At 37.3% G+C, this 12,721-nt stretch carries 10 protein-coding genes and 2 pseudogenes; all 12 read right to left on the bottom strand.

All coding sequences use genetic code 11. The features are described from left to right. Positions 1-56: 56 nt before the first annotated feature. Positions 57-1,061 (bottom strand): major capsid protein, encoded by a 1,005-nt coding sequence (locus OOK92_RS05555; RefSeq protein WP_264735492.1) that lies wholly within the window; start codon positions 1,059-1,061, stop codon positions 57-59. A gap of 72 nt (positions 1,062-1,133) precedes the next feature. After that, complete coding sequence (locus tag OOK92_RS05550) at positions 1,134-1,502, bottom strand: head decoration protein (RefSeq protein ID WP_264735491.1); 369 nt, start codon at positions 1,500-1,502, stop codon at positions 1,134-1,136. A gap of 123 nt (positions 1,503-1,625) precedes the next feature. Further along, the gene (locus OOK92_RS05545) at positions 1,626-2,708 is read right to left on the bottom strand and encodes a S49 family peptidase (RefSeq protein WP_264735490.1); all 1,083 of its coding nucleotides are present in this window, start codon (positions 2,706-2,708) and stop codon (positions 1,626-1,628) included. Positions 2,709-2,773: 65 nt separating this feature from the next. Next, the gene (locus tag OOK92_RS05540; protein WP_264736395.1) at positions 2,774-4,195 is read right to left on the bottom strand and encodes a phage portal protein; all 1,422 of its coding nucleotides are present in this window, start codon (positions 4,193-4,195) and stop codon (positions 2,774-2,776) included. Beyond that, positions 4,195-4,881 carry a glycoside hydrolase family 25 protein gene (locus OOK92_RS05535; protein WP_264735489.1) on the bottom strand — a complete coding sequence of 229 codons (687 nt, stop codon included), beginning with the start codon at positions 4,879-4,881 and terminating at the stop codon, positions 4,195-4,197. The genes OOK92_RS05540 and OOK92_RS05535 overlap by 1 nt, the downstream gene beginning before the upstream one ends. Then, entirely contained in the window at positions 4,878-5,123 is a 246-nt protein-coding gene (locus OOK92_RS05530; RefSeq protein WP_264735488.1) for a gpW family head-tail joining protein, read from the bottom strand. Before OOK92_RS05530 ends, OOK92_RS05535 begins: the two co-directional genes overlap by 4 nt. A 158-nt stretch (positions 5,124-5,281) precedes the next feature. Next, positions 5,282-6,229: an IS110 family RNA-guided transposase gene (locus OOK92_RS05525; RefSeq protein ID WP_264711509.1), complete on the bottom strand. Its 948-nt coding sequence runs from the start codon at positions 6,227-6,229 to the stop codon at positions 5,282-5,284. Between the two features lie 231 nt (positions 6,230-6,460). Next, positions 6,461-8,299: a phage terminase large subunit family protein gene (locus tag OOK92_RS05520; protein WP_264735487.1), complete on the bottom strand. Its 1,839-nt coding sequence runs from the start codon at positions 8,297-8,299 to the stop codon at positions 6,461-6,463. Beyond that, positions 8,296-9,789, bottom strand: a pseudogene (locus OOK92_RS05515) (ankyrin repeat domain-containing protein). Before OOK92_RS05515 ends, OOK92_RS05520 begins: the two are co-directional and overlap by 4 nt. Before the next feature lie 19 nt (positions 9,790-9,808). Then, positions 9,809-10,294, bottom strand: coding sequence for a hypothetical protein (locus tag OOK92_RS05510; RefSeq protein ID WP_264735486.1), 486 nt, complete (start codon positions 10,292-10,294; stop codon positions 9,809-9,811). 16 nt (positions 10,295-10,310) lie between these two features. Continuing rightward, the gene (locus tag OOK92_RS05505; RefSeq protein WP_264735485.1) at positions 10,311-11,516 is read right to left on the bottom strand and encodes a DNA modification methylase; all 1,206 of its coding nucleotides are present in this window, start codon (positions 11,514-11,516) and stop codon (positions 10,311-10,313) included. 103 nt (positions 11,517-11,619) lie between these two features. Continuing rightward, a pseudogene (locus OOK92_RS05500) lies at positions 11,620-12,079 on the bottom strand (crossover junction endodeoxyribonuclease RuvC). Positions 12,080-12,721 lie beyond the last annotated feature (642 nt).

Raw genomic sequence — 12,721 nt, 5'->3', positions numbered from 1 at the left:
ATACTGGTAGAGCACTTTCATGCCTCACCACTTTTGTAGTTGCTCTACCAGTATTGTTATGCTGCAACGACTTTGATTAATATTCCTGGGCGATGGCACATTGGTAAAGGATTTGACTGAGTATGTAAATCGGTCCCTCTATCAAACCTTCTTGGCTCTTGTTTTGCATATAATGGCTGCCCAAGGGTATTCACTGTTTCATTAAAGTCTGCTGGTGCAAAGTAAGTAGTAAATGTGTTGGCTGTACCAAGTGGAAAACAGTGCCCCGTATCTTTTTCTATAAACCTTCTCACATTTCCTTCAGGGTCAGTTGCTTGTCCTCTGTACTCCTCAAATGTTATTCCACAGAACGTAAATCCTGATCTCATATCGTTCCTTAGCGCTGCTCCTTCTTGCCATCTCTCGTATGCTTCTTTTACTTTGGCATGAGAAGTTAAAGCGTCAAAAAACTCTGGGCTTACCAGCGCATGAATCCCCGTCATATATTCACCACTTAAGTTGTCCTCAACATGCCTCAATACTTCCAGACACTTACGCTTTACATCGGTGGTTGCTGTTTCCAGTGCAAAATTTACTACTTTCGGTGTAATTTCAAATTCGTTATACAGATTTAATAACTCACTGCCATCAGCGTCCAAAATTATTCCTTTGAGCGCTCCCATCCGCAAATGTTCTAACGTTATTGCGTGTTTGTTTCTCATCATCTGCAAATGATCCGTTATTACATCTGCCAATGCTTTCAGCTCATTCTCTGACCCAAATGCCCTTATTCCTTGTACTTCTTCAGGCAATACTACGTCATCATGTGGAATATGTGGAATCGTAAACGTCCTTATTTTCCTTTTTCCTCTTTTCCCTACTGTTGCTGGTGCTCCTGGCACTTGCGTTGGTAATAAACTCAATACTCCGTTTTGCTCTTCTATCGTAATATGTCGAAATCTTACTGATCTACTTGGAAATAAATTTAAGCTTTCTGTTCGACCATAATTTATCGGCAATATGTTTATTGCTTTAGTTAATTCCGTCATACTAAATGCTGGATTTGTAAATGGATTTTGCATTCTTTCCCCCTTTCCCTTTAATGCTGTGTGTTTTAAGTTGTTTCTATGTAAGTTGCTGAGTCTGGTAGCTCGTTAAACTCCCTTGCGGATGATGATCCCTCGTGTTTCAAGTTGCTTTATTACTGCAGCTTTTTGCTCTTCTGTTATATTTGCTGGCCACACCACTGCATGATCAGCTAGCATTGCTATCCGTGTAATGATTACTGCTTTGGTGTTTTCCCTTGCGTTTACATCACTTGTTATTACACCTATTGCTGTTTGTGTGCCATCTGTGGCCGTTGCATTTATAATTTTAATTAGATCATCTTTATCACGACCAATAACTGTACCAAGCTTTAGGTTTTGTCCCTTAGCAACAGTAATTTGGTCACGTGAGTATAGATTTGATGCCTCATATTTTAAGAGGTCACCAAGATTATTTGGTTCAGTTATACTTGTCATATTTCCCCTTTTTTTCCTTTAGTTTTACCGCCGTGTTTATAGTTGTTATATGCGGCGGTTATAGTTGTGGCGCGCTTTGTTTACCGCGGCGTATGTTAGCATTATATACCGCGGTTAAGACCATCAAATGCCCCGACTTTTCGCTACCTGCATCATCAAGTCTTCCGGTGTACTTTGCGGTATTGTACTCAAAATCTCTGTCTTCTTCGTACGCTCTGCTAGTATCGACATTAATATCTCTTGCGCTTGTTTCGCATTTACATTCTGCTCAATAAATTCCCCTATCTTCTCTGGCATCTTTGATAAATTACATAATCGTATTACCTCTAATACTTCCGTGCGGCAGCTCTCGTACCCTAAACATCTTCCTTGCTCAATTAGATCATCAATATCTATTGCTTGTTCTTTTATCTCAGTTTTAGTCATATTTCTCCTATAATTATCTATAAATTCAGAAAACGTTGTGATTCCATCAGCAAGACCTATTTCTATTGCTTTCTCACCAAAATATAGCCCTGCTTCTGTTGATCTGATCTTTTCCGTTGAAAGACCTCTATTTCTTGCTATAAGCTGCAAAAACATTTCATATAGACGATCTACTTCTTTTTGTAAGCTTTCCACACTTTCTGATGTTATTGGCTCATGCGGATTTAAATCGTTCTTTCGACTTCCAGCAAAAACAGTTGTGTACTTAATACCTTGCTTTTCATCGAATCCACTTTGATCTATATGACTTGCTATTACTCCTATGCTTCCAACTCCTGAAGTTCTCGTTACCAATACTTTTTCAGCACTTGATGCAATTGCATACGCTGCGGAATACGCATCATCATTTGCTATCGCCACAATCCTCTTTTTTGTTCTTGCTTCGTAAATAAAGTCCGAAAGGTCGAATAAACCGTTTACTTCTCCTCCGGGGCTGTCTATGTCCAGTAAAATTGTCTCTATACTACTATTTGCTAATGCTTGTTTAATTTGTTCTTCTATTTGCTCATACGATGTCATTCCCAACATGTCATCAAAAGCTCCTGGTTTCTTGGTCAAAATTCCATGTATTGGTATTATTGCTATTTTTTCTACGTTGTTTTCTGCAGTGTGTTTTATGTTTTTAAACGTAGGGTGTTTTCCAGCATGTAATGACAATAATTCAAAACTCCTTTGCTCTATCATCATCGGCTTATTCATCCAATTTATTTGTGTCGTCATATGTTTTTAAAATTTTTTATTTGTGTCTGGGGCAATAAAAACCCATTTGTCATAGAAATAGAATTTTATATCATTTCAGCATTAGAATTCACATCAGAATCAAAATTTAAGCCCAGTTCACTAGCACGTCTTTGATCTTCGGCAATTTCTTGGTCGACTTCTTCTACATCATAACCAAGTTCCGAAACCACCTCTGACCTACTCTTAAACCCATTCCTTACCGCCATTTGCTGTGCTTGCTGGTCTTTTAGCGGATCCACCCAATCAAATCCTTGTGCTATCCATTTTACTTCTTCTTTTCCCCCTTTTTTCGTCCATTCTTTGCCTATATCAAGTTCTCCTGAGAGTAGGGCTAATTCTAACCACCTATCCCATACCGGACGGCAAAATTGAAATACCATTATGTTATGCTGTAACATTCCGCACCTCCGGCGAAACTCTATTAATCCTGCTCGGATTGATGAATAATTGACACCCGTTAAATCCCCTGTTAGCTGCTCATACGTTATCCCCATACCTACTGCTATTGCTCTGAGCTGCTGTTTCATGAATGCTTCATAACTTCCTCCAACATCTGATGGTTCCGAGAACTTGATATCTTCTCCGGGATCAAGTAATTGCATAGTCCCAGGTTCTAAGCCTGACAGCGCTACTCCTTGTTCATTACTCTCTCCTTCTCCCATGATGTTCGCTTCAGGATCAAGTCTGGTAATAAATCCCGCAAACATCGCTGCAGTCTTTTTTCTCACTAATTCCGCATCGTCATATTGATCAAGTTCATAGAGCTTTAACAGTACACTGGACAACCACGGTACTCCTCGAATCTGCCCAGGTCTTAGTGGTCTATAGATATGTAAAACATCATTTGCTGGTACACGAACTGATTCGCCAAATGATCCTTCTCCAGGGTGTTCTCTAAATAGGTAATATGCTTCCCTCTGCCCAAGCCTATTGAACTCAATCCCGTTTCTAATTACATTACCGTTGGCAAGGGTTTGATTGCTCTTATTGTCTAAGTGCTCTGATTCCAGTACTTGCAGTTGCAACGGCACACAAAGACCATCTTCTCGTTTTCTTGTTCGGAGTCTTACAAAACATTCCCCTCCCTCTATCATGCTCCTACAAACCAAAGCTTGTAATCCATAAAAATCACTCACTCCGCTACTGTCTGCTTCATCTGTCCATCTCAGCCATAATTCTTGGATTTTTTTCCTAAACTCTCCATCTTTAGCTTTTGATTGCGGTTTTATCCCTGTTCCAACGCAATTACTCACTATCGTATCGATTATGTTTGCCGCATAGGAGTTCTTTCTTACCATATCTCGAGAGCGGCTACGTAAGTGCTCAAGGCTCTGAGAGAGTAAGCTATTTATACTTCCTGACTCTGGTTGAAAGTGCAATAATCTCCTTCCTGAACCTGATGCATCCCAGGCTGAGCTCTTGATTTTTGGTTTCCGGAATAATTGTTTGAATGATTTTAGTAGCATCATGATAACCAAAAATTCTTTAATTCTTCTATTGTTCCGTTAAACTTATTTCTGTCACATCTTCCTATTCCTTTAACTTCATGTGCCACTTTTCCATCAGTGTACTGCCATAAAACCCACTTATTCCACCCCTTTGGTAACACAGGCTCCTCTCCCCATCTTGCAATCCACAATGGGCACTTCGTCAAAATTGGTGTGACAAAATCTTCTAAAAAATAGGTGCTTCCATAAATCAGTGGTAAACGACCTGTTACTTCGTGAACTCTATCAACAAAATCTTCTGCTTGCTTTGGCGTTATGTTTTTTCCGCTTTGGTTTTCTTCAATATCAAGCGCAAGCAATACTTGAGAGTGATCTCCTACTGTTTCTAAAAAATGGTTAGCTTGATCTTTTCCGTTTTCTCCTACTCCAAAATGATATGAACCCCATAAAAGTCCCTCTTCTTCAGCAGCTTTTCTTCTTTCTACATACGTTGGATCAATATACTTCAGTCCTTGCGTTGCTTTATGAATGACGCCAGCTATACCATCTTCTTTTGCTAATTTGAAATCTACGTTCTTATCCCAATGCGAGAGGTCTACCACTGCATTTATAAACTTTCCTGATGCTATATTACCTGTGGCTATAATATACTTTAAATGCTCTAAAAAGTCCGGATACTCATTTTCCACCATATAACTTCTCATATAACTCCTTTACTAGTTGCAATAACAATCTTTCTCTTCACACCTGCAACTTTCAGCTCAGCTTTGATTCGTTGTCTTAAATCCAATAGATCTTTTATTTGAACTTCCCCGTACCTAACCACATGATCGCCGTACGCAATTGATACTACTCTCTCTCCGCTCTGTAGCTTCTTTATCGCTTCTTCTACTTGAGTTAAATCAACTATGTTTTTTTTTAATTTTTCATTTGTATAATTTTGCAACTTTACCCAACCATATAGATAATAAAAACCCGTTTGTCATAGGAACAGAATTCTATATCAAACAGCTACTGCAACAATTTCCGTTTAAGCTATGTGAACAAGCACTTTAAGTTTGTGTGGACGCACAATATTCATTTCAATTACTGCTATGTAAATTTTTAAACATTCAAATTAATTGCCTCTTTAAGCCTTGCATTAGCAATTACTATAATTTTACGCATTAGAGCTGTTATAGCTACCATCTTCTTCTTACCACTTTCAACAAGCTTGGAATAAAAGGTGCCAAGTGCAGATTTGGACCTTGCAGCAGACATGGCAGATGTAAAGAGCTTTGAACGAACATTACTTCTACCTCCTATAATCCTTCGGTAACCAACAGTTTTACCACTTTCCCTAGGATGAGGTGCAACTCCGGCAAGACTTGCTACTTCTTTTCTACTTAAGTAACCAAGCTCTGGCATTAAACACAGAAAATCTTGTGATAACTTTTTACCTATTCCAGAAACTGTTTTAAGGATTTTTTGACGTTGTTGTAGTTCATGGCTTCCATCAATAATTTTTTGTATAGTATCATTGAGTTCGTTTATTTGACTATCGAAAAATTCAATGGTCTTCTGACAACTTTTCTTTATATGATCATTTTCAGGAGCTTCCAGTCTACACTTTTCCTGAGCTCTCATTTGCGTAATGTCATCACGACGTTGACAAAGTGCAACCAGGGTTGATTGTTCTTTTGATGTAGGTACAAATAGAGAGAGAGTTCTATGGCGTTCAAATCCATATTGAGCAAGAGCCCTCGCATCTGATTTATCAGACTTTGCTACAGTTCCGTGAGACAAGATAAAGCTTTTTACTTTACGAGTATTAGCTCGATGTACTGCAATATTCTTGTCAATAAGAAAATGTGACAAACCAAGCTCATATTTTCCTGTGTTTTCCAAAGTTACTAAAGAATTAGGTAGAATATCTGAAAACTTTTGAAATAATTGTTGCCAACCATCAGAATCATTGTCAAATTTGACAGCGTTCTTCTGTTTGTGAATTGCAACGACATTTTTAAATTTTCCGATGTCAATGCCAATAAAATTTTGATAAGATGTAACCATAATAAACCTCGATAGTTTTAGTTAATTTAAGATTGTAAACGGGTGCATATATATGTCCCAAGCAACTATTCAAACGTATCGAGAGATGGGCTAGTGTACCTTGATTTAAACGGTTGTAGTACCAATATTCTTCCGGTCGCACACGCCCATGATAGTCCTATTCCTATAGTGAGTAGGGCTATCTTTCCCTCTTATCCTCTTTTATATCACATTTTCAACTTACAATATTCTTCACTGTACATTTTGACTACTAAGCCATTTACTCTGTCTTAATTTTTTGGGCTTTTTGCTTTCCATTTTTCCACTCAAACTATTCCATTTACTCTCTGGCCAACGATCAATTCCAAGTGCAATAGATGCTGCTCTCGCATAAATTCGGCAATCCAGTACTTCATTTCTTTCTCTTACCTTTTGCCACTCTTGTTTGGTGTATCCTTTTACTACCTTGCTGACTAATTGCTCTGCCGTTAGCTGCTTAAAATATTCAGGTGCATACTCGGGAAAATGACAATATCCAGGTAGAGCTTTTCCTTCCTCTTCTTTTAAAATATTAAGTAATTGAAAAAGCTCTGACTTTAATATCGATACTCCTACTGGCCATAGCTTTATTCCTCTTTTCAGCTTTTGACCACCAACTGTTATATCTACTCTACTTGGGCTGCTAAGTGGTACTAGCGCTTTGTTTACACCTTTGACTGCCATTACTCTTCCAGAGCCCTGATGACCTCTTACCCAATTGTATACTTCTTGCGTTGCATATCCAGCATCTACTGCCATCATACTTATCATATATTCAAGCCCATTTTCACCGATAAAATGATGATTTAAGAGCTCGGAGAGTTTTCCCCATACTTCCCCACCTCCTGTATCTCCTTCAAATACTTGGTAGTCTATTGACCAATTTTCACGACTTTTTCCCCATGCGACAACTTCTACTTCTAAACGATCTTTTTGGACATCTACTCCTGCTGTGAGGATTACTTCGCCTTTTGGTACTGTGCCTATGGGAAAAAATTCTCTCCTGTTAAATAATTGCTTCCAGTCTGGTACTTCTCCTTTGTCTACCCAAGTTTCTCCAAGCGTAGTATTTATCCAAACTTTCAGTAATTGCTCACTCTCTTTTGCATGCAGAAAATCTTCTACTGCTTGAGTCCAACTATACCAGCCAACTGGGCTATAAAGACTTGAAAGATGAAATCCTTTTTTCTCATCTTTTACTCTATTAGTAGGTCTCCATTCTCCACGCTCAAGCATCTCTGTTTTTTGATGATTTTCTATTTTGCCGCTACATTCAGTGCAGACATAATGTGCTGTTCTTGAGTCGTTATTCTCCCATTTTATTTGTGCCCATTTTAGAACTTGATAGTAATTACAATGCGGACATGGTACAAAAAAATATCTCTTATCTGTTGCTTCAAATTCTTTCTCAATTCTGCTTATTCCATGAATCGTTGGTGTTGATACTAAAAAAATCTTTCGCCGTGCAAATGTATTAGTTCGAGCAATACTAAGCAGTACTGGATCTCCTTCTCCTCCTGAATCTCCTGGGTAGGCATCTATTTCATCAAGAAAGAGATATTTTACTGGCATAGATCTCAGTGCTACACTGCTATTTGCTCCGGTTATTACTACTATTCCACCTGGAAATTCCTTACTTTGTACAGTATTGCCTGAGTCTCTTGACCTTGGGTCTTTTACTTTACTCTTTAAACATGGCGTACTCTCTATTAACGGCGCAAATCTTCCTTTTGACCAACGTTTTCCCATTTCAACTGTTGGCTGTACTACCAGCATTGGACCAGGAGTCTGATCTATGATGTAGCCAATCCAATTGTTACCAGCTTCTGTTCCCCCAATCTGCGCTCCTTTCATGAATACTACTTTTTCTGTTGGTGAGGACGGAGAAAGTGAATCCATGATTTCTTTTAAATAAGGAGTTCTTTCCGTTCTCCATTTACCTGGCTCTGATGCCGCAGTTGCTGCTAAAACTCGATACTCATTTGCCCACTCTGATACTTTAAGCGACGAATCTGGTCTTAAACCTTCAGAAAAAGCTCTAGCGTATATCATTGTCTGCATCTACTCATAATTGGTTCTATCTCAATATTGTTAACAGTAGAGTTTATTCCTCCACACTCCTCCAATTCCATAAACACCTTTTTCTGAAATTCGTTTTCTATATATCTTTTGCTCACCTCACTTATCATTATTGCTATAACAAGCGCAAATATCCCTGTTATTGTTGCAAAAATGATTGCACTGCTTATTGTTGTTGTTATCAACCCTATATATACTGCTACTGCTGTTGCGCTGACTGTAGTATAGATGCAGATAATATTATTATGTTTTTTCGTCCTTTTATCTGCTATTTCTCTCTGTGCTATATATTTATTATGAAGGGTTGGAAAATTAACAACGGTATCTCTGCAGAGCAAAGACCCATTTTTTTCAGTAAACAAAACTTTAAGTAACTCTAAATTGTTTGATTTGATTGCTAAGTGCAAAACAGGTGTATAATTTGCTCCTTTTTTCAGCAATAACTTTACTACATGTAAATGCCCTTTTTCCGCAGCAAGGTAAATCGGTGATAGACCTTTATTATTTACAATATCAATATTGATTTCTTCTTTTAAAATTGCATCTACAATCTCAATTTCTCCTCTTTGTGCAGCTAAATGGAGTAGACTATTCTTTTCAGAACCGTATTTATTACTCACCAAAGCCTTCTTTATCTCAGATTTAGCGTAATCAAATGGTGTCTTGCCGCTATCGTCTTTTACCAGAGGGTCTATATCTTCTCGCGTTAGTAAAACTTCTATTGTTTTAAGTCTTTCAGCGTAATGTAGTGGTGTTTTATTTTCGTAGTCTTGCAAATTGACTTGAGCATTAGGCTCCTTTATTAAGCATTTGAGAATATCAAGACATAAGTCTCTTTCATCGTAATTAGTATTACTTACAGCTATATGAACAGGTGACAATTTCATTGAGTTTTGTCCTATGCGCGCGCTATTTACATCTACTCCAAGCTTCAGCAGTAACTTTACTATCTCCAACTTTTTATTATTAACTGCATAGTGCATCGGTGTCTGATTTCGTGCATCAAAAACCTCGATTTCAGCTTTTCCTTCTTCCACTAAAATTTTGACAATATTCTCATGTCCTATACCTGCTGCTAGATGTAATGGAGTATGGTGCAAAGCATTTCGTACATTAACGTCAACACCTTTTCTTATCAAATATCTAACTGCATTAACTTCACCTATCATCGCAGCTAAGTGCAGTAAGCTATCTTCCTCTTATCCGTATTTGTTATTAATTAGCGCTTGTAATATTTCTGCTTTTTTCCCTTCTTTGGCATAATCTAAGGAGGTTTTGCCTTCATTGTCCTCAACAAAAGGATTAATATTCTTCTTCGTGAGTAACAAATCTACCATGCTTAATTCATCAAATTCTATAGCACAATGTAGTGGTGTCTTTCCATTTAATCCTCTGACATTAACATCTAATCCAGGTTGATTAATGAGACACTTTATTAACTCCAAACTTAAGTTATCAGCCATTTTATATTCAAAATCTTTTTTATATTTGAAATTTAGTATTAGATAATTCTTGTAATGAGTTTGTAATCTCTTCAGTTAGCGCCATATGAATCTTTTCAGTGTCACTCAGTGATGCAAGTAGTGCTGAAACTCTATTTGGAATATTAAGTAAATTATTACGGACAACTCTTGCTACATTAAATGCTTCGGTTTTTACCTCCTCTACTGACACAAGTTCACCAATCTCAGCTTTTGCCTTTGCCTCAAGCAGTTTACCACGTTCCATCTCATTTTTTATTCGCGTTTTTAGCAACATTGTAGAAAGGTTATTTGTATTTTCGTTTTCTGGATTTTTCCTCCTAAGTGGCTGACTTGGATCTCTTATTGCTGCCACCGCTTCATTTGCTTGTTCTCTACTGATCAAACCATCCTCCAACTCAACTATTCCTTTCTTTACTAAATAACAGACATATTGCTTTGATACTCCTATCTCTCTTGCCCATTCCGTTTGTGTGATCTTTTCCACTTTTTTTGCTTCTTTTTTACAAATTTTCTTCTTGAATCTCTGAAAAGGTTTTGCCAGTACCGGCTAAAATGGCATCTCTTCCGGTATATATTTGCCAACGTTTTATAGTTACATCTACAAATTTTGAATCTAGCTCTATTGTCCTACAAATTCTTCCTGTTCTCTCGCATGCAATCAGTGTACTTCCAGAGCCGCTAAATGGATCAAGTACGATATCTCCTGATCTACTGCTATTAACTATTGCTCTTTCCATTAGCTCTACTGGCTTCATCGTTGGATGTAGTGTATTGTGCGTTGGCTTATCATAAAACCACAGATCACTTTGATTTCTACCCCCATGCCACTCACGTTTATTGCCGCTTTTCCATCCATAGAGCATTGCTTCGTATTGTCTTTGATAATCTGATCTTCCTAGCGTAAAGTGATTCTTTGCCCAAATGATAAATGTTGACCATTTTCCTCCCGCTTCCTCAAATACTTTTTGTAACGTTGAAAACTCTGATGATGATATGCAGATGTAAATTGCACCTTTCGTATATGCTAAAATATGGGAACAGATGTCGTAGAGAAAAAGTTCGTACTTTTCACCTTGATTATCGTTTAATATCTTTTTATCTTCCCTACTACCATAGTCAACGTTATATGGAGGATCACAAACAGTAATGTCTGCCATTTTATCATCTAACAGCGCTTTATATGATTCAACTACAGAGCTATCACCACAATAGATTCGATGATCACCTAAAATCCATAAATCACCTGGTTTTGTTACTTTTTTGTCATCAATAGCTAAGTCAGAAAGATCTTTTTTTTCACCATCAAAATCATCGAGAAACCGTTGAACTTTTTCTAATTCAAATCCTGTCATTTTAAGATCAAACTGTAAATCTTCTAACTCTTGAATTTCTACTTTCAAAAGCTCATCATCCCACTTTGCCCAATTAGCTGATTGATTTGCCAGTAATCGAAAAGCTTTGGTTTGTGGTTCATTTAGATTATCACTTAAGACCACTGGAATACTTTCCATACCAAGTTTTCTTGCTGCTTTAAGTCTTAAATGACCATCAACCACAGTGCCATCGCTTTTTGCAACTATTGGTATACGAAAGCCGAATTCCCTGATTGAAGCACACATTCTGTTGACCACATCGTCATTTTTACGAGGATTACGCTTATATTCGACGAGGTTTTCAACAGGATAGTAGTGGATTGCTAAATTCATATCTTAATAATTAAAAAGTTAATATTCAAAATATCTCTGACGCTAAAGAAGGCCTGAGGTCGAACCCACCAAACCCGCCAATATGGCCGAAAGGACCCACTTTTTATGGATTTTTCTTCTTATTAATATCTTTACTAATATAGAACATTAATGCCAAAGCATCGGCCTCATTATCATCTCTAGGTAAAAAACTTTTTTCACGTATCGCTTCAATAACTTCACTCTTACTTGCATTGCCTTTGCCTGTTATAAAGCGTTTTATAGTTTTAACATTAACACCTTGGTAGGGAATATTGTTCTCTTCACACCAAGCAGACAGAACTGCGAGAAAACCACCGTAGCAATGCGCTGCATCAGTTCCTAGGTGTCTTCTCACTTCTTCAAAATACACTGCTTCAATGTTTGAGAACTTTTCCTTCATTTCATTTAGCCAGCTACGAAAATTTAAGAACACCTCCGCTAAAACGGCTACCATGAAAACTTTTGCTTCCACTTTCAATTACTCCATCTGTAAGAATTGCCCAGCCCGTTTGTTTGCCGAGGTCCAGTGTTAGGATTGACATTTATTTGAAACTTTTGTGTTGAAGCGCATGGAGGTAAACTAACCTCGTTGAAACAATGCCCTTCTATTATATATATACCTGATTTCTTACTACTTTTTCCGGGATTTTCTCAAAAAAAGTTAAAATAATTTTAAGACAGCTAAGGAATTAAAGAGCTTTGAAGACCAGCTATATCTTTTACAGCAGCTTCTTTGCTATTTGAGTTAAGAGGAGATTACACGAGCTTTTGATTTAAAACCCCTATCTAGATAACGCTATAATAGCCCTCTAAAACGTTTTTAAGAATGGTGCTACAATGGAGACAATTGAAATGGGCTATGTAAAACTTTATTTTTTAATTTCAAGGGGGGTGAAAAATTGTCCCCACCCTTTAGAAAGCCCTATATCTCTGCTTTTCATCTACCAATAATATAGTGGAAATATAAATCTTTGTCTCTGCCATACACGATAAAATTAGAGACGTAAATAAATAAATTTGTCTCCACTTCAAGCGGTTTTTGTAGCTTCTGTTTCTTCTTTTATAGCAACAATTTCAAACTTTTTTCTTTATCTTCATCTACAATTTGTTTATAGAGATTATTTAAAATATTTCCTTAAGAGTTTTAAATAAAAGTCGTTATATTTCAATAAGACCTCCAAAAT

It is taken from the genome of Wolbachia endosymbiont (group A) of Rhinocyllus conicus (genome assembly GCF_947250775.1).
Classification (GTDB): Bacteria; Pseudomonadota; Alphaproteobacteria; order Rickettsiales; family Anaplasmataceae; genus Wolbachia.
Note: the sequence above shows the minus strand (reverse complement) of the source record. Positions and strands in the feature narration are given on the sequence as shown.

What these genes read in the sequence shown, in the direction of transcription:
- OOK92_RS05555 (WP_264735492.1), bottom strand. Translation starts at nt 1,061, where the DNA reads ATGCAAAATCCATTTACAAATCCAGCATTTAGTATGACGGAATTAACT.
- OOK92_RS05550 (WP_264735491.1), bottom strand. Translation starts at nt 1,502, where the DNA reads ATGACAAGTATAACTGAACCAAATAATCTTGGTGACCTCTTAAAATAT.
- OOK92_RS05545 (WP_264735490.1), bottom strand. Translation starts at nt 2,708, where the DNA reads ATGACGACACAAATAAATTGGATGAATAAGCCGATGATGATAGAGCAA.
- OOK92_RS05540 (WP_264736395.1), bottom strand. Translation starts at nt 4,195, where the DNA reads ATGCTACTAAAATCATTCAAACAATTATTCCGGAAACCAAAAATCAAG.
- OOK92_RS05535 (WP_264735489.1), bottom strand. Translation starts at nt 4,881, where the DNA reads ATGAGAAGTTATATGGTGGAAAATGAGTATCCGGACTTTTTAGAGCAT.
- OOK92_RS05525 (WP_264711509.1), bottom strand. Translation starts at nt 6,229, where the DNA reads ATGGTTACATCTTATCAAAATTTTATTGGCATTGACATCGGAAAATTT.
- OOK92_RS05520 (WP_264735487.1), bottom strand. Translation starts at nt 8,299, where the DNA reads ATGATATACGCTAGAGCTTTTTCTGAAGGTTTAAGACCAGATTCGTCG.
- OOK92_RS05505 (WP_264735485.1), bottom strand. Translation starts at nt 11,516, where the DNA reads ATGAATTTAGCAATCCACTACTATCCTGTTGAAAACCTCGTCGAATAT.